The 24,513-nt window shown below is 64.6% G+C and carries 20 protein-coding genes and 1 tRNA gene; 8 read left to right on the top strand and 13 right to left on the bottom strand.

What is annotated here, in order from left to right; genetic code table 11:
- Positions 1-21: 21 nt before the first annotated feature.
- Positions 22-1,077 (bottom strand): autoinducer 2 ABC transporter substrate-binding protein, encoded by a 1,056-nt coding sequence (locus ACSS7Z_RS03295; RefSeq protein WP_438253032.1) that lies wholly within the window; start codon positions 1,075-1,077, stop codon positions 22-24.
- A gap of 199 nt (positions 1,078-1,276) precedes the next feature.
- On the opposite strand from ACSS7Z_RS03295, the gene ACSS7Z_RS03290 reads away from it, so the two are divergent.
- From ACSS7Z_RS03290 to ACSS7Z_RS03275, 4 genes are all read left to right on the top strand, one after another.
- Positions 1,277-2,329, top strand: a complete 1,053-nt coding sequence (locus tag ACSS7Z_RS03290) for a LacI family DNA-binding transcriptional regulator (protein ID WP_438253031.1) — start codon at positions 1,277-1,279, stop codon at positions 2,327-2,329.
- A 72-nt stretch (positions 2,330-2,401) separates the two neighbouring features.
- Positions 2,402-3,163 carry a DeoR/GlpR family DNA-binding transcription regulator gene (locus ACSS7Z_RS03285; RefSeq protein ID WP_438253030.1) on the top strand — a complete coding sequence of 254 codons (762 nt, stop codon included), beginning with the start codon at positions 2,402-2,404 and terminating at the stop codon, positions 3,161-3,163.
- Between the two features lie 76 nt (positions 3,164-3,239).
- On the top strand, positions 3,240-5,276 hold the full coding sequence (locus ACSS7Z_RS03280; RefSeq protein WP_438253029.1) for a bifunctional aldolase/short-chain dehydrogenase: 2,037 nt from the start codon (positions 3,240-3,242) through the stop codon (positions 5,274-5,276).
- Complete coding sequence (locus tag ACSS7Z_RS03275) at positions 5,273-6,700, top strand: rhamnulokinase (protein ID WP_438253028.1); 1,428 nt, start codon at positions 5,273-5,275, stop codon at positions 6,698-6,700. Before ACSS7Z_RS03280 ends, ACSS7Z_RS03275 begins: the two co-directional genes overlap by 4 nt.
- A 123-nt stretch (positions 6,701-6,823) precedes the next feature.
- Here the strand turns inward: ACSS7Z_RS03275 and rhaS are convergent, their stop codons facing one another.
- Genes rhaS through ACSS7Z_RS03255 form a run of 4 tightly spaced genes read right to left on the bottom strand, consistent with a single transcriptional unit; the run spans position 6,824 to position 11,524 of the window.
- Positions 6,824-7,873, bottom strand: coding sequence for a rhamnose ABC transporter substrate-binding protein (rhaS, locus tag ACSS7Z_RS03270; protein WP_438253026.1), 1,050 nt, complete (start codon positions 7,871-7,873; stop codon positions 6,824-6,826).
- A 53-nt stretch (positions 7,874-7,926) separates the two neighbouring features.
- A complete protein-coding gene (locus ACSS7Z_RS03265) occupies positions 7,927-8,979 on the bottom strand; it encodes an ABC transporter permease (RefSeq protein ID WP_438253025.1) in 1,053 nt (350 codons plus the stop codon).
- Positions 8,976-9,998, bottom strand: coding sequence for an ABC transporter permease (locus tag ACSS7Z_RS03260; RefSeq protein ID WP_438253024.1), 1,023 nt, complete (start codon positions 9,996-9,998; stop codon positions 8,976-8,978). Before ACSS7Z_RS03260 ends, ACSS7Z_RS03265 begins: the two co-directional genes overlap by 4 nt.
- On the bottom strand, positions 9,995-11,524 hold the full coding sequence (locus ACSS7Z_RS03255) for a sugar ABC transporter ATP-binding protein (RefSeq protein WP_438253023.1): 1,530 nt from the start codon (positions 11,522-11,524) through the stop codon (positions 9,995-9,997). Before ACSS7Z_RS03255 ends, ACSS7Z_RS03260 begins: the two co-directional genes overlap by 4 nt.
- A 153-nt stretch (positions 11,525-11,677) precedes the next feature.
- On the opposite strand from ACSS7Z_RS03255, the gene ACSS7Z_RS03250 reads away from it, so the two are divergent.
- Complete coding sequence (locus tag ACSS7Z_RS03250) at positions 11,678-12,685, top strand: LacI family DNA-binding transcriptional regulator (RefSeq protein WP_438253022.1); 1,008 nt, start codon at positions 11,678-11,680, stop codon at positions 12,683-12,685.
- Between the two features lie 8 nt (positions 12,686-12,693).
- Here ACSS7Z_RS03250 and ACSS7Z_RS03245 read toward each other — a convergent pair whose 3' ends face one another.
- The 4 genes from ACSS7Z_RS03245 to serS all read right to left on the bottom strand — a co-directional run bounded on the left by ACSS7Z_RS03245 (position 12,694) and on the right by serS (position 16,211).
- Positions 12,694-13,917: an LCP family protein gene (locus tag ACSS7Z_RS03245; RefSeq protein ID WP_438253021.1), complete on the bottom strand. Its 1,224-nt coding sequence runs from the start codon at positions 13,915-13,917 to the stop codon at positions 12,694-12,696.
- A gap of 54 nt (positions 13,918-13,971) precedes the next feature.
- Positions 13,972-14,056: transfer RNA gene (locus ACSS7Z_RS03240), tRNA-Ser, on the bottom strand.
- A gap of 44 nt (positions 14,057-14,100) precedes the next feature.
- A complete protein-coding gene (locus ACSS7Z_RS03235) occupies positions 14,101-14,931 on the bottom strand; it encodes an HAD family hydrolase (protein ID WP_438253020.1) in 831 nt (276 codons plus the stop codon).
- Positions 14,928-16,211: a serine--tRNA ligase gene (gene serS / locus ACSS7Z_RS03230; RefSeq protein WP_438253019.1), complete on the bottom strand. Its 1,284-nt coding sequence runs from the start codon at positions 16,209-16,211 to the stop codon at positions 14,928-14,930. Before serS ends, ACSS7Z_RS03235 begins: the two co-directional genes overlap by 4 nt.
- Before the next feature lie 58 nt (positions 16,212-16,269).
- Here serS and ACSS7Z_RS03225 point away from each other — a divergent pair, with 58 nt between their 5' ends.
- Positions 16,270-17,268 (top strand): diacylglycerol/lipid kinase family protein, encoded by a 999-nt coding sequence (locus tag ACSS7Z_RS03225; protein WP_438253018.1) that lies wholly within the window; start codon positions 16,270-16,272, stop codon positions 17,266-17,268.
- A gap of 17 nt (positions 17,269-17,285) precedes the next feature.
- On the opposite strand, the gene ACSS7Z_RS03220 is transcribed toward ACSS7Z_RS03225, so the two are convergent.
- The 3 genes from ACSS7Z_RS03220 to ACSS7Z_RS03210 all read right to left on the bottom strand — a co-directional run bounded on the left by ACSS7Z_RS03220 (position 17,286) and on the right by ACSS7Z_RS03210 (position 19,820).
- Entirely contained in the window at positions 17,286-18,044 is a 759-nt protein-coding gene (locus tag ACSS7Z_RS03220) for a hypothetical protein (protein ID WP_438253017.1), read from the bottom strand.
- 63 nt (positions 18,045-18,107) lie between these two features.
- Positions 18,108-19,562: a cardiolipin synthase gene (gene cls / locus ACSS7Z_RS03215; RefSeq protein ID WP_438253015.1), complete on the bottom strand. Its 1,455-nt coding sequence runs from the start codon at positions 19,560-19,562 to the stop codon at positions 18,108-18,110.
- Positions 19,563-19,646: 84 nt separating this feature from the next.
- On the bottom strand, positions 19,647-19,820 hold the full coding sequence (locus ACSS7Z_RS03210) for a hypothetical protein (protein WP_438253013.1): 174 nt from the start codon (positions 19,818-19,820) through the stop codon (positions 19,647-19,649).
- A gap of 119 nt (positions 19,821-19,939) precedes the next feature.
- Here ACSS7Z_RS03210 and ACSS7Z_RS03205 point away from each other — a divergent pair, with 119 nt between their 5' ends.
- Positions 19,940-21,049, top strand: coding sequence for a DUF4192 family protein (locus ACSS7Z_RS03205; RefSeq protein WP_438253012.1), 1,110 nt, complete (start codon positions 19,940-19,942; stop codon positions 21,047-21,049).
- Positions 21,050-21,065: 16 nt separating this feature from the next.
- Here ACSS7Z_RS03205 and lysS read toward each other — a convergent pair whose 3' ends face one another.
- A complete protein-coding gene (lysS, locus tag ACSS7Z_RS03200) occupies positions 21,066-22,595 on the bottom strand; it encodes a lysine--tRNA ligase (protein ID WP_438253010.1) in 1,530 nt (509 codons plus the stop codon).
- A gap of 105 nt (positions 22,596-22,700) precedes the next feature.
- Between lysS and ACSS7Z_RS03195 the strand changes: the two genes are divergently transcribed.
- Positions 22,701-24,512: a DUF2207 domain-containing protein gene (locus ACSS7Z_RS03195; RefSeq protein ID WP_438253009.1), complete on the top strand. Its 1,812-nt coding sequence runs from the start codon at positions 22,701-22,703 to the stop codon at positions 24,510-24,512.
- Position 24,513: the final 1 nt, after the last annotated feature.

Raw genomic sequence — 24,513 nt, 5'->3', positions numbered from 1 at the left:
CCCGACCACACCCAGTTCGGATCAGAATCCGTAGTCGTCCACGTTGTCCTTCGTGATGACAACCCAGCCGTTGCCCTCCAGCACCTTGTCGCTCCCCTCGGCGAACTGCATGTCTTCGTATCCGGTGACACCGAGGTTGAGTCCATCGCCGATCTCGTCACCGTTGAGGATCTTCTCGGCCAGAGCCGCAAGAGCGTAGCCTGCGTCAGCCGGATCCCACAGCGTCAGCGACTTCACGAGACCCTTGTCAAGAATCGACTTGTTAGCAGCGGGCATGCCTGTGCCGGTGACGAAAACCTTGCCGGTCAAGCCAAGCTCTTCGATCGCGCGGGCGACACCGGGGGCGTCGAATGACGACGTTCCAACGATGCCCTCGATCTCGGGATATTTCTTCAGCAGCTCCTTGGCTGCTTGGTAGGCAACCTCCCCGTCATCCTGTGACTCGACACGGGGCTCTGCCTCGAGCAGCGTCATGTTCGGGTACTCGGCGTCTGCCTGAGCGACAGCGCCGTCAGCCCACTCGTTGTGCGAGGCGTTGGTGACGTGACCGACCATGGTCGTGTACACGCCTTCTTCACCCATCGCATCGGCAAGGTTATCCATGATGAATGCGCCGTAGTCGCTGTTGTTGAACGCCTCGATGTCGTACATCGTGTTCTCCTGGCTGGCACCCTCGTGCGTGACCACGACGATTCCGGCATCCATCGCCTGCTTGAGAACGGTCTCGAGCGCACCCGGGTCGACCGGCACTACTCCGATTGCGTCGACGCCCTGAGCGATGAGATCTTGAATGACCTGCGCCTGCATCGTCGCATCAGTCTCGGCGGGCCCCTTCTGGTACACGTCCATGCCGGTGTCGGCGGCGAAGGACTTCACGCCCTCCTCCATCCGGACGAACCAGGGGTTGGTGGAGTCCTTGGGAACGATGGCGATCGTGTAGTCGCCGTCGCTGGCACCGCCTTCTCCAGCGGACCCACCTGGCTCGGCGGACTGCCCGCCCGGGGTGCAAGCCGCGAGGCCGAGGGTAAGGACTGCTGCGAGGCCCAGTGCGAGCGGGGCAAAGCGTCGTTGCTTCATGATCTTCTCCTTGATGCGACTGCGGATCGGGATCGCAACGGAGGAGGCAGGGACCACCGCGCCGTTGCGTGATATAACAATTTGAAGCGCTTCATTTTCTGAAGCGCTTCAAAACATACCCGTACTCACTGGCCTTTGCAACAGAGCTCCCCCGTGGCCATAGAGTGAGCGAGCACAGCAACAGGGATGAGGACCGGAGATGGCGGCAGCCGAGGGCCCCTCACCGCGCGGTCCCGTGCGCCTGCGAGACGTCGCCCAACTGGCAGGCGTTGCGACAGGGACTGTTTCGAACACCATCAACCACCCGGAACGCGTGCACCCGCGAACGCGCACGCTGGTTCAAGATGCGATCCGTGAGCTTGGATTCATTCCCAACCAGCAGGCTCGCGTGCTTATGGGAGCAGCGAGCAACGTGATCGGACTCGTCGTTCTCGATGTGGAGAGCCCGTTCTACATGGAGACCGCGCACACGATCGAACGTGCGGTGCGCGAGTCGGATCACGTCGTCATGCTCTGCAACTCTGAGGGAGATCTCGATCGCGAAGAGGCGCTCCTGTCGATGCTTGCCGCGCAGCGGGTGCGCGGTGTGCTGCTCGCCCCGGCGACTCCAGAGAGTCACGCCGACCGTTACCTCGACCTGCCTGGAAAACTACCCGTCGTCTTGATCGACTTCGATGGCGGTGAGCACCAGTGCTCCGTTGCCGTCGACAATTTCCTGGGCGGTCGGCTGGCCATCAGACACCTGCTTGACCTCGGCCACAAGAACATAGCCTTCATCGGCGGGTCCCCCGATCTCCGCCAGTTCGCCAGACGTGCGGCCGGCGCACGGCAGGAGATGCTCGACGCAGGCCTGGACCCCAAACAGCACCTCACCGAAGTGAGCGTCTCCGGAATCGGCATCCGTGATGGCCAACGCGCCGCCGAACTGCTTCTCGACGCCGGAGTTCCCGACGCTATCTTCTGCGGCAACGACATGCTGGCGTTCGGCGCGTATCGCGCACTCGTCGGCGCAGGTCTCAGCGTGCCCGATGACGTCGCACTCGTGGGCTACGACGACATCGATTTCGCGAAGGACTGGATCATGCCGCTCACATCGATCCGGCAGCCCATCGACGACCTCGGTCAGATTGCGGCAGAACTCCTGCTGGAGCATTCTTCCGGCGACGAGCAGCACGTCCACCGCCATGTCATTCTCGAGCCCGAACTCGTTGTGCGCCGCTCTAGCGATCAACGTAGATCGCTCACGGACTGATCTACGCTCGCCGGTCGATCCAGAGTCGCAACGATATCCTGTGGAAAGTCACACGTTCGAACAGGAGACTTCATGGCTACGATCAGTACGGTGCGAGGCGAGCAGCGTCGCACCGCGATTCTCGCCGCGATTCGACGCGATGGCAGCGGGCAAATCGACCTTCTCGCTGCCGACCTTGGCGTCTCCGAAATGACAGTGCGCCGCGACCTCGATGATCTGGAAACCGAAGGGTTTCTGCGTCGCGTGCGTGGCGGCGCGGTGGCAGTTGCGGGCCTTCGCCAATTCGGCGAGCGCCGTTCGGTGCGCACGCGCGCTAAGCAAGCGATCGCGGCGAAGGCGGCGGATCTGCTGCCGCACTCCGGCGCTATCGCGCTGGATGCTTCGAGCACCGTTGGCACGCTGGCCAGTGCCGTCAGAACGCGACCCGGCATCGTCGTCGCGACCAACTCCTACGAAAATTTCAGTGCTCTGCGCTCAATCGATGAGATCACAGCGGCGCTCATCGGCGGGGAGCAGGACCCAGCCACCGGCAGCTTCGTCGGTCGAATCGCCTGCGATGCCGCGCAATCGATGCTCTACCAGGCGTTTTTCACCTCCGCCTATGCGGTTCATGCCACCCACGGGACTTCGGAAGCCTCACTCGCGGAGAGCCAGGTAAAGCGTGCCTTCGCTGCCCAGAGCAAGCGAACCGTGCTGTGTATCGATTCGTCGAAGCTCGATGATGTCGCCGTTGCAGCCACCCTGAGCCTTGAAGACATCGACATACTCATCACCGAACTTGACCCGGCTGACGCTCGCCTTGACGCCTACCGAGTGCACCTCGAAATCCTCTGACCCGCGTGCCACTTGCGCGTGACGTCACTTGTTGTCAATATTGACAGAAAGTAACATCCACTGAGCGGGAGCCGTCATGACCAACCCCACCGCAGCATCTCTCATCGAACGATCGAACCGTCTCGGCGCCGACCCGAAGAACACGAACTATGCCGGCGGCAACACCTCCGCCAAGGGCACCGAGACCGACCCGGTCACCGGTCAGCCGGTCGAGTTGATGTGGGTCAAGGGATCCGGCGGCGACCTCGGCACGCTCAAGGAGCAGGGCCTGGCGGTGCTGCGTCTGGACCGCATGCGCGCGCTCGTGAACGTCTACCCGGGCATCGACCGCGAAGACGAGATGGTCGCCGCTTTCGATTACTGCCTGCATGGCAAGGGTGGCGCCGCCCCGTCGATCGACACTGCCATGCATGGCCTGGTGGATGCTGCGCACGTCGACCACCTGCATCCCGATTCCGGCATCGCCATCGCGACCGCCGCTGACGGCGAAGAGCTGACCTCCACGATCTTCGGCGACAAGGTTGTCTGGGTGCCGTGGCGGCGCCCCGGATTCCAGCTGGGCCTGGACATCGCCGAGATCAAGAAGCAGAACCCGCAGGCGATCGGATGCATCCTCGGCGGCCACGGCATCACTGCCTGGGGCGACACCTCGGAGGAGTCCGAGACGAACTCGCTGTGGATCATCGACACGGCCGCGGCCTACATCGAGGCGAACGGTAAGGCGCAGCCCTTCGGCGGCGTGCGCTCCGGTTTCGAAGCCCTTGCCCCGACCGAGCGGCGTGAGCGCGCAGCGGCTCTTGCCGGCACGGTCCGCGGCATCGCATCCACCGACAACCCCATGGTCGGCCACTTCACTGACTCTGACGTGGTGCTCGACTTCCTGGCATCCGAGAAGGCTCCCGCGCTCACGGCTCTCGGCACGAGTTGCCCCGACCACTTCCTGCGCACCAAGGTCAAGCCACTGATCCTCGACCTGCCCGCAACGGCGTCCGCCGAGGAGCAGATCGCTCGCCTGCACGAGCTGCACGCCGAGTACCGCACCGACTACCAGGCGTACTACGACGCGCATGCGACCGCGGAAAGCCCGGCGATCCGCGGCGCCGATCCGCTCATCGTCCTGATCCCCGGCGTCGGCATGTTCAGCTACGGCGCGAACAAGCAGACCGCCCGCGTCGCCGGCGAGTTCTACGTCAACGCGATCAACGTCATGCGCGGCGCGGAGGCGCTCTCCACCTACTCCCCCATCTCGGACGCGGAGAAGTTCAACATCGAGTACTGGGCACTGGAAGAAGCGAAGCTCCAGCGCATGCCGAAGCCGAAGTCCCACCAGGGCCGAATCGCCTTCGTCACGGGCGCCGCATCCGGAATCGGCAAGGCCATCGCCACCCGCCTCGCGGCCGAGGGTGCATGCGTCGTCGTCGCGGATCTGGACCTCGAGAAGGCACAGGCTGCAGCGGCCGAACTCGGAGGCACCGACGTCGCGATCGGCATCGCCGCCAACGTGGCGGATGCCGAAGCGGTCCAAGCCGCGATGAACGAAGCCGTCCTCGCCTTCGGCGGTGTCGACCTCGTCGTCAACAACGCTGGCCTCTCCCTTTCCAAGCCCCTGCTGGAGACCACCGAGAAGGACTGGGATCTGCAGCACGACGTCATGGCAAAGGGCTCGTTCCTCGTCTCCCAGGCCGCAGCCCGCGTGCTCATCGACCAGAAGCTCGGCGGCGACGTCATCTACATCTCGTCGAAGAACTCCGTCTTCGCCGGCCCGAACAACATCGCCTACTCGGCAACGAAGGCCGACCAGGCGCACCAGGTGCGACTGCTGGCTGTGGAGCTTGGCGAGTACGGCATCCGCGTCAACGGCATCAACCCCGACGGTGTCGTGCGCGGCTCGGGCATCTTCGCCTCCGGCTGGGGCGCGAACCGTGCGGCCACCTACGGCGTCAACGAAGAGGATCTCGGCCAGTTCTACGCGAACCGTACGATCCTCAAGCGCGAGGTCGTGCCTGAGAACGTCGCGGATGCCGTGTACGTGCTGACCGGTCCGGAGCTCAGCCGCACCACCGGCCTGCACATCCCCGTCGACTCGGGCGTCGCCGCGGCGTTCCTGCGATGACCCTTCGACAGGTTCAGGGTCCGACCCGCACCGTCGCCGCCGTCGATCTCGGCGCGACCAGTGGGCGGGTCATGATCGGACGAGTAGGCGATAACACGCTCGAACTCGAACTCGTCACTCGCTTTCCGAACGGTCCGGTCGAGGGTCCCGACGGCCTGCACTGGGACTTCGACGCGCTGTACACGAACATCGTCGATGGACTTGCCGAGGCCGTGCGCCGGGAACCTGCGATCGAGAGCATCGGCATCGACTCCTGGGCAGTCGACTACGGCCTGCTGCGGGACGGAGAGCTGCTCGCCGAACCGTTCCATTACCGCGATTCACGCTCTGAGCGCGGCGTCGCCGAGGTGCACGAGATCGTTCCGTTCGCGGAGCTGTATGAGCGCAACGGCCTGCAGTTCCTGCCGTTCAACACGCTCTATCAGTACCGCGTCGATGGACGGATGCCGGATGCAGACAGCGCACTGCTGATCCCCGACCTCATCGCCCATCTGCTTACGGGTGCGCGGGTCGCCGAGCGGACGAACGCCTCGACAACCGGGCTGCTGGGAGTGCGAACGGGCGAGTGGGACACGGAGCTGGCCGAACGTCTCAGCATCCCGACGACGCTTCTGCCCGAGCTCGTCGACCCCGGCACGGTGATCGGAATGCTGCGCCCAGAACTCGCCGCACGCATCGGCAAAGAGCTTCCCGTGATCGCGGTCGGCTCGCACGACACGGCATCCGCTGTTGTCGGCGCACCTCTGAGTTCGCCCAATGCGGCGTACATCTCCTGCGGTACGTGGGGCTTGGTGGGCGTAGAACTAACCGAGCCGGTGCTCACCGATGCCGCGCGCGAAGCGAACTTCACGCATGAGCTCGGTGTCGACGGCCGCTACCGCTTCCTGCACAATGTCACCGGACTCTGGCTGCTGAGTGAGACCGTGCGGGCGTGGGAAGCAGAGGACGACGCGCCGATCAATCTGCCCGAGCTGCTGGATGCCGCGGCCGCTGTCGCGGGAGACATCGTGGTGTTCGATGCCAACGATCCTTCGCTCAGCGCTCCCGGCGACATGCCAGCCCGGATCGCCGCGGTCCTTCGCGCGCACGGCTCTCCGGTTCCGGAGGGTCGTGCGGCCTTCACGCGGACGATCGTGGAGTCAATCGCCGCAGCGTTCGCCACCGCGGTGCAGACGGCTGCTGTGCTGTCGGGGCGTGAGCTCGACAGCATCCATCTCGTCGGAGGCGGCTCACTGAACCGCCTCCTCTGCCAGGCCACAGCCGACCGCACCGGTCTGCCGGTGCTCGCCGGCCCCGTCGAGGCGACAGCCCTGGGCAACGTGCTCGTCCAGGCCCGTGCGCTGGGAGCAGCGCCCGCAACGCTCGAGGAGCTGCGCGCGCTCGTCGCACGTACGCATGAACCTGAGCGCTACGCCCCGCGCTGAGCGCAGCCTCGCCTGCAGGTCGGCACGCCGCCGCGCACAAACTACGCAGAAACGCACGAACCTCGCAGAGAATCCTGAGATTCCTGCGAGGTTCGTGCGTTCTTGCGAACCGGGCGAGTCGACTCAGAAGTCGAATTCACCGATGTTCTCTGCGTCGAACACGAACGGCTCGCCGAGCAGAACGGTGCCGTCAGCACCGACTTCGAACTCGCCCAGGTCGCCGGCGTCGAACGTGTCGCCCTCAGCGCCGGTGATGTCACCGGAGATCAGCGCCGCCGCAGCGAATGCCGAGAGGTAGCCGAGGTCTTCCGGGTTCCACAGCGCGAACGCGGTGACAGTGCCGTCCTCGACATACTCGCGCATCTGGTTCGGCGTGCCGAGACCGGTGATCGCAACCGTGCCCTTGTAGTCCGAGGTCGACAGGTAGCGCGCAGCAGCCGCGATGCCGACCGTTGTGGGCGAAACAATGCCCTTCAGCTCGGGGTGCGTCTGCAGCAGTGCCGCCGTCTTGTCGAACGACGTCTGGTCATCATCGTCGCCGTACACAGTCTCGACGAGAGTGATGTCGGGGAAGTCGCTGGCGAGGTACTCCTTCATCAGATCGATCCACGCGTTCTGGTTGGTGGCGTTGGCAGATGCCGACAGCACCGCGATCTCACCCGCACCGCCGATCTGCTCTGCGATGAGGTCGACCTGCACCTTGGCAATGCCGGCAGCATCGGCCTGGTTGATGAACAGGTCGCGGCACTCGGGGTTGGTGTCGGAGTCGAAGGTGACGACCTTCACTCCGGCGTCGCGAGCCTCGTTGAGTGCATCGCAGATCGCCTTCGGGTCGTTCGCCGAGACGACGAGCGCACCGACGCCCTGCTGCGTGGCGGTGTTGATGTAGCTCACCTGGGCGTCAGGGGTGGCCTCGGCCGGTCCGACCTCGGCGAACGTGCCGCCGAGCTCTTCAACAGCGGCTTTACCGCCCGTGCTGGAGGTGTCGAAGTACGGGTTTCCGAGGTTCTTGGGCAGGAACGTGATCGACAGATTGTCCGATGATCCGCCATCCGACCCTCCGGCGTCGCCGCCACCCGTCGAACCACTGGTGTCAGCGCAGCCGGTCAGGGCGAGGGCCGCGGCAACGGCGACAGCGGCGAATGCTGTGACACGCTTGCGTGCAAACTTCATTGTTCTTCCTTTCGTTGGGGCTGCCGCAGACGGATGCCGGCGGCACGGAGATCTCAGCTGGTCGAGGTGACCGCTCGTCGAAGCGCTGGAGTCGGCCTGGCTCGAACCCGGTGCGCCCAGCTGAGGAGGCTTGCCGCCACCACAGACAGGACGAGCAGTCCGCCGGTGATGATGTTGATCACGTCAGAGGTCACGTTGGCCAGGCGCAGAGCACTGGAAAGCACTCCGATCAGCAGCACCGCGGCGACGACACCGTGCAGCTGTCCGCGTCCACCGAACACCGAGACGCCGCCGAGCACGACCGCGGCAATGACCTGCAGCTCGAGTCCGGTGGCATTATCGCCACGCGCGCTCCCGAAGCGCAGGGTGAAGAAGATCCCGGCGAACGCCGCCACGACACCGGAGAGCACGAACAGAATGAACTTCGTCCGTTCAACGTGCACCCCGGAGAATCGAGCTGCTTCTTTCGACAGGCCGATCGCGTAGATCCCACGACCGAATGGCGTGAAGTGCAGCAGCACGACGAAGATCACCAGCAGGATGAGGAACGGAATCACGATGTACGGGATCGTCGTCCCGGCGATCTTCGCCTTAGCCAGAGCCGTCCACTGCTCGGGGAAGTCCGTAACGGCGGTGGTTCCGAGCAGGCCGACGGCGAGGCCGCGAAACAGCGCAAGTGTGCCGATCGTCACGGCAAGCGAAGGAAGCCCGACGACCGTGACGAGGAATCCGTTGACCGCGCCGCCGATCACACCGACGGCGAGCGCCGCGAGCGCCGCGACCTCGAACGGAGCACCGGCCTGCGTGAGCACGCCGGTCACCACGCTGGCGAGGCCGACCATGCTGCCCACGGACAGATCGATCTCGCCGGTGACTATGACCAGGGCCATCGGGAGGGCGATGAGCAGAATCGGTGCGACATCGAGCAGTAGGTAGTTCACGGTGATCGGCTGAGCAAAGCCCTTCACCGACGTGGCAGCGACGATCATGACCAGGACGAGCAGTGCGATGATCGCGACCTCTCTGGTCAGCAGAATCCTGCGCCAGAGGGAACGATCATGGTCACGGATCACACGGATCGAGCCCGTGGTTGTTGTCATCGTCATGATTGATCCCTCGCCTCGATCAGTTGCTGTCTCTGTCTGACGGCAAGTACGCGGTCAAGCACGATGGCTCCGATGATGAGCGCGCCAACGACGGCCCGCTGCCAGAAGTCCGGTATCCCCAGAATCGGCAGGGCGCGGTTGATGGTCATCAGCAGCATCGCGCCGATCGCCGCGCCCCAGACAGAGCCGACGCCGCCCATGATGGCGATTCCTCCGATGACGGCGGCACCCACCGCATCCAGTTCCCATCCCGCACCGGCCTGTGAGCTGACCGAGCCGTAGCGGGCCGCATAGAAGACACCGGCGAGCCCCGCGAGAGCACCGGACAGGACGAAAGCCGAGAGCACGCGCCGCGTGACCTTGAGCCCGTAGAGCTCTGCCGCAGCGGGATCTGAGCCGATCGCGTAGTACTCACGACCGCCCCGGGTGTTGCGCATGTACCAGGCGGCGACGGCCAGAACGATCAGAGCGACGATGGCAAGCACGGGAATCCCGATCACCTGGGCTGTTCCGAGCGCGAGAAAGCCCCTCGGCATGTCGGATGCGTTGACCCTGTCGCTCCCGGCCCACAGCACGTTGATTCCTCGATAGGCATATAGCGTGCCGAGGGTGATCACCATGGCCGGGACCTTGGCAAGAGCCACGATCGCGCCGTTGATCAGCCCGAGCAGTCCGCCGAAGACGACCGAGGCAAGGACGACAAGAATGATCGGGATGCCGGGAATGTCGATGAATAGTCGCCCGGTCAGGTAGGCGGTCAGGCCCATCACCGACCCGACGGAGAGATCGACGTTACGGGTGATGATGACGATCGCCTGTCCGACTGCCACCAGCATGAGGATGGACGGCGTGAGCAGCAGGTCGCGCCACCCGTCAGCGCTGAACAAGAAGTTCGGGTTCTTCACGGTTGCGGCGATCACGACGAGAGCGAGGGCGATCAGGATGCCGACCTCTCGCGCCTTGCCGACGCCGCCGAATGACTTGCGCAGCCCTGCGCGCGGAGCCGAAATGGTGGTCACGAGTGGATCTCCGTTGCGTGCGTCGCGGCGAACATGACGTTCTCACTGGTGGCTTCGGCGCGGTCGATCTCGGCGGTGATACGCCCCTCGCGCATGACGAGCACGCGGTCGGCCATGCCCAGGACTTCAGGCAGTTCGGAGGAGATCATGAGAATGCCCATCCCCTCGCTGGCAAGCTGCGAGAGCAGGCGGTGCACCTCCGACTTCGTACCGACATCGATGCCTCGCGTCGGCTCGTCGATGATGAGCACGCGAGGCTTCGTCGCCAGCCACTTCGCGAGGACCACCTTCTGCTGGTTGCCGCCGGACAGAGTCGATGCCACTGAGTCGAGCGCATGCGTCTTGACCTCGAGGCGGCTGGCCCATTCCTTTGCAGCGCGGTTCTCGATGCCGGTTGTGAGTAGGCCGAGCTTCGCGAGCCGGCCGCGGATCGCCAGGGTGATGTTGCTGCCCACCCCGGATTCGATCACCAGCCCCTGCTTGCGCCGGTCTTCGGGAACCAGGGCGAGGCCTGCCCGCATCGCGTCCGTGGGGCTACGGTGCGGCACCGTCTTTCCCAGTATCCGTACCTCGCCCTCTCGGTAGGGGTCGACGCCGAAGACGGCTCGAGCGACCTCGCTGCGACCAGCGCCGACGAGTCCGGCGAGCGCGACGATCTCACCGGCACGCACGGTGAACGAGATGTCGTGGAAGATGCCTGCGCTCGTCAGGCCCGAGACTTCGAGAAGTGGGTCCCCGACGGGAACGATCTGCTTGGGAAACAACTCGGTGACATCGCGCCCGACCATCTGCCGTACGAGCTCGTCGGAGGTGGTCTCGGCGATCGGCGTCGTGCTGATGTACGCGCCGTCGCGCATCACGGTGACGGTGTCGCACAGGGCGAACACCTCATCGAACCGATGGGAGATGAACAGAACGGCACGGCCCTCATCTCGCAGGCTTCGGGCTACGGCGAAGAGCCGGTCGACCTCGACGCCGCTGAGCGCAGCAGTCGGCTCATCCATGATGAGCACACTGGCATCCAAGGAGATCGCCTTGGCGATCTCGATGATCTGCTGGTCCGCGATCGACAGGCCTTCGGTGAGACGGTCGGGATCGAGGGCGACGCCGAGGCGATCGAAGATCTGCTCGACCTCTCGGCGCATCGCCTTGCGATCGATGCGCCCGACCCTGTTCGTGGGCTGGCGCCCCATGAAGATATTCTCGGTGACCGAGAGATCAGGAAACAGCGTGGGCTCCTGGTAGATCACGGCGATTCCGGAAGCCTTTGACTGTGCGGTGCTAGAGAAATCGACCGCTTCACCGTGCAACCGGAACTCGCCGGAGTCGCGGCGGTACAGGCCCGCCATGATCTTCACGAGCGTCGATTTACCCGCCCCGTTCTCGCCGATGAGCGCGTGGATCGAGTTCGGCCGCAGCGTGAGACTGCCCGAGCGCAGCGCTATGACCGGCCCGAAAGACTTCACGACACGATGCAGCTCCAGCGCGGGGCTGCGCAAACGGGGATTGTCGTCTTCGACGGCCATTGGCGCGTCCTCTCCGTTGAGGTGAATCCGGATGCTTCGTTTTGAAACTACATGAATCGATTCATGAGCGTTCAGGCTAGTGTATGAAACAACCCGAGGACGTCAACCCCACGGTGACCTAATCGTGACCCGATCAATCAAAAGGAATGCAGAATGTCGGTGAGTATCCGCGATGTCGCCCAGCGTGCCGGCGTCTCCGTCGGCACCGTTTCGAATGTGCTCAACCGTCCCGACGAAGTGTCTGCAGAGTCGGTCGAACGAGTCGGACAGGCCATCGAAGAGCTCGGCTACGTGCGCAATGACGCGGCCAGAAAACTGCGCGGCGGGGTCAGCTCGACGGTCGGGTTCGTCGTGCTCGACGGCCAGAACCCGTTCTACAACGACGTCGTCCGCGGAGCGGAGGACGAGGCCACCCGCCACGGAATCGCGATCCTGTACGGGAACACCGATGAGGATCCCTCCCGGGAGAAGGTGTACCTCGACCTTTTTCGCGAACAGCAGGTTCGCGGACTCCTCATCGCACCGTACGGCGATGTGATGACGCAGTTGCGTCGATTCCGCTCCAGTGGCATCGCGACTGTTCTCGTCGACCGTTTCAGCGCCGACAGCGGGTTCTCATCCGTCTCGGTCGACAGCGTCGCAGGCGGACGGCTCGCAATCGATCACCTGATCGAGGCGGGACGACGCCGAATCGCCTTCGTCGGCGGCCCGTTCGAGATGCGCCAGGTCACCGACCGCCTCGCAGGCGCGCGTGCTGCCGCAGAGAATGCCGCCGTCCCCGTCGATCTCGAGGTCATCGCCACGGCCGCCATGACGGCGGAAGAGGGCGCTGCCGCCGGCACTCGCGTGCTGGCGCGTTCACGACGGGACTGGCCGGATGCGATCTTCGCCGCCAACGATCTGCTGGCGCTCGGCCTGTTGCAGTCCCTGGTCATCGATGGGCGGATGCTCGTCCCGGACGAGATCGCCATTATCGGTTTCGACGACAACCCGTTCGCTGCCGCGGCGGCTGTTCCGCTGTCGTCCATCCGTCAGCCGAGCCGCATGATCGGGCGCACCGCGCTGCGGGTTCTGCTGGAAGAAGCAGCGGATTCATCCAGCATCCCGCGTCAGACGGTGTTCCCGCCTGAGCTCGTCATCCGCAGATCGACGACCGGCTGAGGCCTGCTCTACCGAACGTTGCCGTTCGAGCATGTCGCCTGAGCCGCCGAGTTGCCCTTGATGGCGTCAGGCAGCGCGTACACGCTGGGATCCGGCACCGCTTCCGGGTCGACCGGGACCGCCGGCTCTTCCACGATGACACCCTCATTGTCGGTGTTCACATGGGTCACCTGCAGCTGCTGGTTCGCGTTGATCGCGTCCCACATCAGCTGAGCGTCCGCCGTGTTGGAGACGACCTTGTTCACGTCGGCCGGGTCGCCGAAGGTCGGGTACTGCAGGAACACGATGTCCTCGAACGGTACGTCCTTGACCGCGAGCCCGATCTGCGCGATCGTCATCGGGTTGGTCAACGACGTGGATGCCTCGAGGTTGGTGAGTGCGGTGTTCGCCAGGCGCAGCATGGTCGGCACGTTTCCGAGAACCTCACCGCTGATGAGCTTGCGCGCCAGGCTCGACATGTACTGCTGCTGGTTTCCGATGCGGCCGAGGTCGCTGCCGTCGCCGACCCCGTGCCGGGTGCGCAGGAACTGCAGCGCCTCCAGGCCCGTGACGGTATGCGTGCCAGCTGCCATGTCCAAACCGGTGTGATAATCCTTGATCGGGCTGGCCAGACATACATCGACGCCACCGATGGAGTTGGTGATCTCGATCACACCGCCGAAGGTCACGGATGCCGCGAACTCGATGTCCTGGCCGGTGAGCTCAGTGATCGTCTTGGCGACGCAGTTCAAACCGCCGTACATGTAGGCGCTGTTGAGGGGCTGCTTGCTCATCGCCGAAGTGGTGCCGCCGCTCTCCGTCGTGCACGACGGGATGGGGAGCATCAGGTCACGGGGAAAACTCACTGCGGTGAGCCGGCGCGGCTCCTCCGACACGTGCAGCAGGATGTTGACGTCGTTGAGGTTGCCTTCGGAATCAGGCCCCGCGCACCGGTCGCCGAACAGATGCGCGTACTCCACTTCGCACGAGTCAGTGCCCACCAGCAGCAGGTCGAACCCGCCCTCGTACTCGCTGATGTTCGGCGGAGCAGCCTCCTGCCCCTCGAGCTCGACCGCATTCGCGCTGACGGTGTTGCTGAGGTCGGTCACCACAAAAGCACCGATGCTCAGCGCGCTCACCAGTACGACGGTCAGCCCGACGCCGAGCATTTTGAGCAGCTGCGCGACAGGTCCTGGCGATCGCAACTGACCATGGCGCGCGACGGTTCTGCGGCGGCGGATCTTCTCGCTCACTCGATGCCTTTCACTCTGACTGCAGTGCTACGAAGTACCGCAGTCAGTTTTCTGCGGAGGGTGTGGGATTCGAACCCACGAGACATTTCTGCCCACTGGTTTTCAAGACCAGCTCCATCGGCCACTCGGACAACCCTCCATCAACAGATGAATCTGCTGATCAGTGGTCGAGTCTAGTCGCTTTCATTCTCGCGCTTCGACCTGAGGAGCCGCTGGATGGTTCACCAGGGTATCCAACGCGAGCGCGAGCCCACCGTCTTCGACGTCAGCGGTGACCTCACCCGAGGCATCCTTCACCTCGGGCGGCGCCTGTCCCATCGCAACGGCTCGTCCGCCGATGCGTAGCGACCACTCGAACATGCCGATGTCGTTGCGGCCATCACCCGCGACGAATACGTTGCCGCCGTCAATGCCCAGTTCGGAATGAACGCGTGCGAGCGCGGTGCCCTTGTCGACACCGTGCGGGGCGATGTCAAGCCAGGCCGTCCAGCCGATCGCGTAGGAAACCTCGTTGAGTCCGGCATCCACAACCAGTCGGTGAAAGTCCTCCTCGTCGTGCCCGGGCGAGACGACCACCACGCGCGAGACGGGACGCGAACCCAACTCGTCCAGCGTGACCTGGCGACCGCCGGCGAGTGTCCAGTCATCGACCTCACCGGTGAACAGCCGCTGCCCGGATTCCAACTCGACCATGTAGTGGGCCTCGGGGAGCCGCTCGGTGAGCAGCGCCAGCACGGTTGTCGGGTCGAACAGTTCGACGTTCCATCGCTCCCAACTGTCGCCCACCCGGCGCATGGTGACCGCACCGTTCGAGCAGACCACGAATTCAGGAGTGAGCTCCAGCTCGTCGACCCAGCGCTCGGTGGCCATCCAACTGCGCCCCGTGGCGATCGTGACGATGTTTCCGGCATCTCGGACCCGGGCCACGGCCTCGGGCACGCCGGGACTCATCGTCTCGTCCTGGAGGATAATCGTTCCGTCGACGTCGAGGCCGACAAGCCAAGCGGCGGTCATGCCTGCGGCTCCAGAACTTCCAACCCGCCCAGATACGGCCGCAGCGCCTCGGGAACGATCACCGAGCCGTCCGCCTGCTGATGGGTCTCCAGCAGCGCGACAATCCAGCGCGTCGTCGCCAGTGTGCCGTTCAGGGTGGCGACATGCTGCGTCTTGGCGGGCGCGTCATCATCCGTTGCCGGGCGGTGGCGAACGTCGAGTCGGCGAGCCTGGAACGTGGTGCAGTTCGAGGTCGAGGTCAGCTCGCGGAACGCACCCTGCGTCGGAACCCAGGCCTCGATGTCGAATTTGCGCGCAGCGCTGGATCCGAGATCCCCCGCCGCGACGTCGATCACCCGGTACGACAGCCCAAGCGAGGTCAGCATTTCCTCCTGCAGGGCGACGAGGCGCAGGTGTTCCGCTTCGGCGTCTTCCAGGGTCGTGTAGACGAACATCTCCAGCTTGTTGAACTGGTGCACGCGGATGATTCCGCGGGTGTCTTTGCCGTACGACCCGGCCTCACGGCGGTAGCAGGTCGACCAGCCGGCGTAGCGCAGGGCACCATCGGACAGGTCGACGATCTCATCCTTGTGGTATCCGGCGAGCGCAACTTCGCTCGTGCCCACGAGATACAGGTCGTCTTCCTTGTCGAGGTGGTAGACCTCGTCGGCGTGCTCGCCGAGGAATCCGGTTCCCTGCATGATTTCCGGGCGCACCAGCGTCGGGGTGATCATCGGCACGAAGCCGTTTTGCAGAGCCTTGTCGAGCGCCATGTTCATCAGTGCGATCTCGAGGCGGGCGCCGATGCCGCGCAGGAAGTAGAACCGCGAGCCTGACACCTTCGCCCCGCGCTCCATGTCGATGGCGCCGAGGATCTCACCGATCTCGAGGTGGTCGCGGGCTTCGAAGTCGAATGTCGGCGCTTCGCCGACGCGGCGCAGTTCAACGAAGTCCGCTTCGCCGCCGGCAGGGACGCCGTCGATGATCACGTTCTCGATGCGCCCGAGAGCGGATGCCGCGGCATCCGATGCCTCGTTCGATGCCTGCTGCGCCTGCTTGACCCGCTCAGCGAGTTCTTTCACCTGCGCGACAAGAGCCGCTTTCTCGTCCTTGGGGGCTTTCGCCACCTGCTTGCCGAAAGCGTTCTGTTCGGCACGCAGATCCTCGAACGCGGTCAGCGCCGAACGACGGGAACGATCGGCCTCGATAGCCGCATCAACAGTGGCTTCGTCGTTGCCACGGGCTGCCTGCGAGCGACGGACGAGGTCGGGCTGGTCGCGAAGAAGAGCAAGGTCGATCATTCGACAAGTCTAGTTGGCGTGACACGCGCGAGCGGATGCTGGCCGTAGAGTGATCGGCATGACGCAGAGCACCTCGCAGCACCGCCAGGCCGCTCTCATCTACAACCCGATCAAGGTCGACGAGAAGCGCCTGCGCGCTACCGTCCGCGAACTGTCGAGGACCGCTGGTTGGGCGCACCCCGCTTTCTACCCCACAACGGTCATGGATGCTGGGCAAGGCATGACGCGCGAGGCCCTGGATCGCGGCGTGGACGTCGTGCTCGTCGCCGGCGGCGATGGCACGGTGCGCGCGGTGGCCGAGGAGATGGCCGGCACCGGGGTGCCGCTATCGATCGTGCCCAGCGGTACCGGCAATCTGCTCGCTCGCAACCTCGGTCTTCCCCTGCTGGATCCGGATGCGATGATTCGCGCGGCGCTGCGCGGGTTCCGGCATCCCATCGATATCGGCTGGGCGAAGCTGACCCGAGCCAACGGCGAAACCGGAGAGCATGCGTTCGTGGTGCTGGCCGGCATGGGCCTGGATGCCGACATGATCGCGAACACGCGGCCGGATCTGAAGAAGTCAGTGGGCTGGGTGGCGTATGTCGACGGCGCGGCACGCTCACTGCCCAATGCCAAGCCCTTTCGCATCGTCTACCAGGCGGACGAATCTCGCCTGCACTCCACGAAGGTGCACAGCGTGCTCTTCGCGAACTGCGGCACGCTGCCGGCGGGAATCTCCCTCATCCCCTCGGCATCCATCACCGACGGCGAAATGGATATCGCGATCATCCAGCCAACCGGACCACTCGGCTGGCTCGGGGTATGGCGCAAGATCTGGTGGGACAACTCGGTGCTGCGCCGGTTCCGCGCCGGACGGCTGGTTCTGCAGCGGCGCGGCAAGGATGCTTCGGTGCGCTATCTGCGCGCACAGAGCATTGAAGCAGCTGCCGTCGCACCGACCCCGATCGAACTGGATGGCGACGGATTCGGTCTGGCCGTGCGCATCGAGTGCCGGGTCGACCCCGGCGCCCTGCTGGTGACGTTGCCCGAGGGCCATCGCACCGACGCGCTCTGAGATCAGCGCTCGATCCCTCAGCTCCCGATCACGGTGACTGTGCCGTCGAGGTTGTCACCGACGAGGGTCAGAATGAAGTCATCCTCGTCGCTGTCGTCGCTGTCATCGCTGAATCCGAGCATCGTCGCTCGAGGCGCCATGTCCATGGTGCAAATTCCGTCATGAGGCTTGAATGTCACCGTCGCACCGCCCGGCTGTTCCTCGAGATTTTCCACGACCGGAGGGCAAGTCGACGATCCCCAAGTGAGCAGCACGACGCCCTCATCGTCGAACCAGCCCGCACTGGGCAGGAAGTCAGACGGTTCACCCGGGGTACCGGCAAGGGCGGCGTTCCCGTCAAGATCGATATCGTCTGTGACGTCACCGACGGTGACGATGAACTCGACGTCCTGTTTCGGATCAACGCCCTCAGGAACTCCACCGATGCTCGCGCGAGGAACGAGATCCTCGGTGCAGGCCATCTCCGCACCGTCTGCGCTGGGTGCATCGACGAGAGCGACCGTGACCGTCTGCCCGCTCGCGGTGACCTCATCGACGACCGGAACGCACATCGAAGAGCCCCAGGTCACGATGGCGAACAGACGCCCATCGTCGAGCCATGCCGCTTCAAAGTCATCTTCAGTCACCGGTGCCGTCGACGATCCAGAGTCATCCGGGGTCGGGGCGCTCGACGTGCTCGGTGTGGACGATCCCGGCGAAGTCGCGCAACCGGCAACGAGCAGAGCAGTGGCGAGCACAGCCGCTGCCGACATCACAAGACGCAAAGAGGAAGTCATGCGCTCAGAGTATCGCTCGACGCGCGTCAGTGGCAGAGAGCGCTGCCGATATTGACGCAGTCGTTACTGCAGTGCAGAGGTAAGCCGAGCAAGGTTATCGAGGACAGTGGAGCGCAGCGGCTGCTGCATCCATTCCTCGAGCGTGAGCTCGCGACTCAAGGAGCGGTACTTGTCTTCCACTGCTCTCATCTCGGCAACAAACTCCTCGCCGCGCACGAGCATCGAGATCTCGAGGTTGAGACCGAACGAGCGCATGTCCATGTTGCTCGAACCAATGACCGCAATCTCGTCATCGATCGTCAGGCTCTTCGTGTGCAGAATGTACGGCTTGCGGTACATCCAGATGCGGACACCGGCCCGCAGCAGCGCCTCGTAATAGCTTCGCTGAGCGTGGTAGACGACCGCCTGATCGCCCTCCTCCGAGACGAAGAGCTCGACATGCACGCCGCGGTCGCAGGCGGCGCTGACGGCGAACAGCAGAGCTTCGTCCGGCACAAAGTATGGGCTGACGATCATGACCTTCTCGCGGGCGGCGTACAGCAGCGCGAGGAACAGCCGCAGGTTGTTCTCAACCTCGAACCCGGGGCCGGAGGGGATGATCTGACAGTCCAGGTCCGCGCTGCCGATCTCCGCCTGGGTGATGTCGATCTCGGAAAGGATCTCGTCGGTCTCGCTGTACCAGTCGCTGAGGAAGATCGCGTTCAGGCTCAGCACGATCGGACCGTCGACGCGTGCCATCAGGTCAACCCAGTGCAGCCCGCGCTTGATGTTCTTGGGCAGGTTGTAGGTGGAATCGGTGATGTTCTGCGAACCCAGGTAACCGACGTTGCCGTCGACCACGAGAAGCTTGCGGTGGTTGCGCAGGTCAGGGCGCTGCATCCGCCCCTTCAAAGGCTGCATGGGCAGCATCAGGTGCCAGTCGGCCCCCATCGCATCGAGCCGCTTGATGGTCTTGCGATAACGCGGCTTCCAGCGGTTCGCCCAGTGATCCAGCAGCACGCGCACCTCGACCCCGCGCGCGGCGACCTCTTCGAGAGCGCGGAAGAAGTTGTCAGTGGAGTCGTCAGACTGCAGGATGTAGAACTCCACGTGGACGTAGTCCGTCGCGGTGCGAATCGTCTCCGCCATCGCGTCCAACGATTCCTGATAGTCGCTGATCAGATGCGCGCCGTTATCACCGGAGATCGGCAGCGCCCCGAGGTTCTGGTTCATCGCCACCAGCGAGGGGAACCATTCCGGGGCGTTCGGGCGCAACGTGCCGAAGTGCAGCTGATCGCTGGCCTCTTTGATGTACGCGTTGATCTGGTCTTGTTTACGCCGACGGGCACGCGGCAGCCTCGGGTTGCCGATGACGAGGAAAAGGAGCACGCCCACGTACGGGATGAAGAACACTGCCAGCAGCCAGGCCATCGCGGATGTAGGCCGGCGGTTGCGCGGGATCACGATGATCGCGATCACACGGATCGTGATGTCGATGACGGCGGCGATCGCAAGAATCCACCACGGCCATCCAACCACGCCCATCACCCCCGGTAAGAACCTGTCAGAACCTGCCGAATTCGGCGTCTGAGATCAGAGTAGCCGGTAAGTCGAAATCGCCCGTCAGGGGCGCGGGGGCAAACCGCGTACGGCTCGCTCTTCGGCTTCTACCCTGGCACGAGCGTTGCGTTCCGTGCGATCGGAGCGCAAGATCGCCCGCAGCACGAAGAAAAACACGAACGCGACAGCAAGGGTCGGCAGGAGCGACCACGCCGCAGCGACCCAGAAGTTGTCCATCCCTCCATCGTACGCTGTCGGCCCTGGGGGTCGGCACGACTTGTCCTCCACAATCGAGGTGCTGACAGATGTGCCTGTGAGTTCGGTTTCGGATGCTCGAACCGCGGCACACTTTCGACATGAACACAGTCCTTCGAGCCACCGATTCCGCCGAGTTCCTCGGCATCGTGCCCACCCTTGCCGGGTTCAGACCCCGACAGAGCGTCGTCCTGCTCCCCTTTCACGATTCCCGCACTCACGGCGCCATGCGCATCGATCTGCCCCGCCCCGACGTTGACCTGAACACCTACGTCGACACCGCTGTCGAGCTGATCACTCGGGTCGATGGGATGAACGCTATCGCTGTCGTGGTCTACACCGATGAGTACCCGCAGCACACCCCCGACGGCATCGTTCTGCCATCGTGCGTGCTGGTCGACAATCTCCTCGAGGTGGTCGATGATCTGGGGCTGCGCATCGTGGATGCGCTCTGCGTGAACCCGGAGGGGTGGTCGAGCTATCTGGACGACGACCCGGTCCTGCAGCCGCTCGACGTCATTCCCGAACCCGCAGCGCCCCCGGAACTCGACGTCGACACCGATCAGGATGCCGGAGCGGAGCTGCCGAAGATCGGCGTGTTCGAGCAGGAACGAGTCGCCCGGGCTCTGCGTGATCTGACCGCATTCCTCTCCGCCGATGAGGAGCCGCGCAACCAGCGCATCAATCCGCAGGCCATCGAAGCATCCGGAATGCTCGACGATCTGCCGCAGTTCTTCGAAGACGCTCTCGACGACCCCGAGAATATGCCGCCGTACGCCGCGGCCGGGCTGCTCTGGTGTCTGAACCTGCCGTCGTTCCGCGACTCCGCGCTGCTGCAATGGGCGACGGATCTGCCTACCGGCGTTCGCGCATTGGCGGCGCAGCTGGCCTATGCGCACGAGGCGGAGACCATCTCGGATGAGCTCGGAATGGTACTGCTCGGTCGCGGCATCGCGCCGGATCCTGAACGGCTCAAGGCAGCGCTGGCCCTGACGCAGCACCTTGCCGCACGAGCACCACGCGCCGCGCGTCCGGCGCCCCTCACTCTCGCAGCTTGGCTGTCGTGGGCGCTGGGTCGCTCAACCCATACCGCCCGCTATCTCGACGCCGTCGCCGAGATCGACCCGGCGTACTCGATGGCACGTTTGATCGATGTCATGACGAGCGCTGCTGTGCTGCCCGAGTGGGTTTTCCAGCGCGGGGGCGCATAAGCCCCCGCGCTGATGGTCACTTGACGAGCGGGAACAGAATCGTCTCGCGGATGCCCAGGCCGGTGATCGCCATGAGCAGCCGGTCGATGCCCATCCCCATACCGCCCGATGGCGGCATACCGTGCTCCAGGGCGCGGAGGAACTCCTCATCGACTCGCATCGCCTCGACGTCTCCGCGGGAGGCAAGCTTCGCCTGCTCGACGAAGCGCTCCCGCTGGATGACCGGGTCAACGAGCTCGGAATAGCCGGTGGCCAGTTCGAACCCGCGAATGTACAGGTCCCACTTCTCCACGACGCCCGGGATCGAGCGGTGCTCGCGCACCAGCGGCGAGGTGTCGACGGGGAAGTCCATCACGAAGGTCGGGCGGGTCAGATCACCCTTGACGAAGTGCTCCCACAGTTCTTCGATGAGCTTGCCGTGCGTGGCGTGCGGCGGCACATCCACACCGTGCTGCTCCGCGAAAGCGATGAGGTCTTCGACGGCATCCTCGGTCGTGAACGTGCGCGCGGTCGCCTCGGACAGCGAGTCGTACATCGACACGCGATCCCACTGGCCGCCGAGGTCGTACTCGGTGCCGTCAGCCCACGTCACCGTCGTCGAACCAGAAACGGCGATGGCCGCCTTCTGCACGAGTTCTTGGGTCAGCTCCGCCATCTGGTTGTAGTCGCCGTAGGCCTGGTAGGCCTCAAGCATGGCGAACTCCGGGCTGTGCGTCGAGTCCGCACCTTCGTTGCGGAAGTTGCGGTTGATCTCGAACACCCGCTCGAGACCGCCGACGACCGCACGCTTCAGGTAGAGCTCGGGCGCGATGCGCAGGTACAGCTCGGTATCGAAGGCGTTGGAGTGCGTGATGAACGGACGAGCGGATGCCCCGCCGTGCTGCACCTGCAGCATGGGCGTCTCCACCTCAAGGTATTCGTGTGCGGAGAACGTCGCACGAAGGCTCGCGTTGACCGCGGCCCGTGCACGCACGGTGACGCGTGCCTGCTCGCGGAGAATGAGGTCGAGGTAACGGCTGCGCACGCGGCTCTCATCGCTCAGGTCGGCGTAGGCGTTCGGCAGCGGCAGGATCGCTTTCGATGCGATCGTCCAGTCATCTGCCATGATCGACAGCTCGCCGCGGCGGCTGGAGATGACCTGGCCGTGCACGAAGACGTGGTCGCCGAGGTCGACGAACTCCTTCCAGCCCGCAAGCGATTCATCGCCGACCTCTGCCAGTGAGACCATCGCTTGGATGCGAGAGCCATCACCGGCCTGCAGGGTGGCGAAGCAGAGCTTGCCGGTGTTGCGGCTGAACACCACGCGACCGGCGACACCGACGACGACGCCGGTCTCGGCCCCGGCCTCGAGGTCGCCGTATTCGGCGCGCAGCGCGGGGATGGTGTGCGTCACGGGAACAGCGACCGGGAACGCCCCGCCCGCGGCATCCGCTCGCTGTTCGATCAGCCGCTCTCGCTTGGCGAGACGCACGGCCTTCTGCTCGTGAATGTCCTCGGCGGAGGCGTCGTCGGGGGTTGATGCAGGCGCGTCAGGCGCGGGGGTCATAGCGGCTCCTTGAAAGTCTGTCCCAGTTTACCGGGCTGGGCACTCGCCCCCTTCCCCTGGGGGCTTCGTCCAGGTAGCCGCAGCACGCGTGGCTACGCTCGAAGCATGACTCCGAGTCGCCTTCCCCGTATTCTCGCTCTTCTCGCCGCGGCGGTGGGGGCGGTGCTGTTCGGGTCGGCGCCCGCAACAGCGGCTGATGCCGCGTCGACGAACGTCAACGACTTCGACTTCTCGTCGTGGGATTCCACGTTCGAGATCAGCCTCGATGACGAGGGACGCGCGAAGATGCACGTCGAGGAGACCCGCGTTGCGGAGTTCCCCGACTTCGACCAGAACCGCGGAATCGTCGCCGGCTACCCGACTTCTTTCGAGGGCGCCAGCATCGACACGAGGATCCTCTCCGTGCGCGATGAGAACGGCGACGACGTCCCCTACGAGACCGATGACGACGACGGTTTCCTGTATGTACTCACGGGCAACGACGACTATGTGCACGGCCCGACGACGTACGTCATCGAGTACGAGATGCGCGATGTGATCCTCGCGGCGACCGAGAGCGGGCTCGACGAGTTCTATTGGAACCTTCTGCCCCTGGACAGCACTCAGGACATCGCTTCCTTCCACGCGGAGATCCGCTTTGATGATCAGCTGGCCGAACATCTCACCGGCAGCGCCTCCTCCTGCTACCAGGGAGAGCAGGATTCCACCGCCACGTGCGACATCACCATCGACGGCGCGACGTTCAGCGTCGCCGCGCGTGATGTGCCTGCAGGTGAAGGCCTCACTGTCGCGATCGGCCTGGATTCGGGCACGGTGACTCAGCCGTCCGCGCGCCAGCCCAACGCTGCCACAGACGTACTGCCGTACGCCGTGGGCGGCGGTGCTCTTCTGCTCTCGCTCGGCGGGTGGTTCGCCACTCGATCCATGATTCGCTCCCGCCGACGCGGAACCGGCATCATCGTCGCACAGTACGACGTGCCCGGTTCCATGCCGCCTCTGCTGGCGAGCGCGATCGTCCCGAAGGCGAAGGACGCTCTCAGCGCCCAGATCATCCACCTCGCCGTGCAGGGCCTGCTCCGCGTGGAGGAACTCCCGGAGGAAGGCCAGAAGAAGCGTCGGCCACGCCTGCGCCGACTCGAGGCACCGATTCCCGATCCGCTCGATGAACGGTCACTGAAGGCACTGTTCGGCAGCACCGAATTGGGCGTCGTTATGAAGATGCCGAAGAACAGCTCGTCATTTGCGGCACGGATTCAGAAGCTGCTCGCGGCGGCGCCGAAGGAAGCGGACAAGCGCGGATTCACGACGAAGGCCCGCAGCACGCTGGCGCGCATCATCCAGGCCCTCGCTCTGGTGGTGTTCGCCGGCATGGTGCTTCTGCTGGGCTGGGGTATGTTCACCGGACGCGCGTCGGCGGGCCCGGTCTTCTTCGTGACTCTGCTGTGCGGCATCGCCGTGCTCATCTCCAGCGTCGTGGCCTTCAAAAAGCACACCGTCCTCACCAGGGAAGGTGCACTGCAGTTGGAGTATCTGGAGGGCGTGCGCGAGTTCATCCGCGTCGCCGAAGCCGACCGGCTGCAGATGCTGCAGTCGTACACCGGCGCAGAGCGGCGCAGCGACGGCAGCATCGATGTGATCCACGTCTACGAGAAGCTGCTCCCCTATGCGATCTTGTTCGGCCAGGAGCGCGAATGGGGCAAGGTACTCGAAGTCGCCTACGGCGCCGCGCAGCAAGACCCGGAATGGGTCAACGGTTCCCACTACGGCCTGGTCACCCGCATGCTGATCTTCTCGTCGGTCACCCAGACGTCGTCCACCTACACAGCCCCGAGCAGCGGTTCATCGAGCGCCGGCGGGTCGATGGGTGGAGGCTTCTCCGGCGGCGGAGGCGGCGGCGGGTTCTCCGGCGGACGCTGAC

The organism is Microbacterium wangyouchuni (assembly GCF_051546305.1).
Taxonomy (GTDB): Bacteria; Actinomycetota; Actinomycetes; order Actinomycetales; family Microbacteriaceae; genus Microbacterium.
This window is presented reverse-complemented; position numbering and strand designations above follow the sequence as displayed.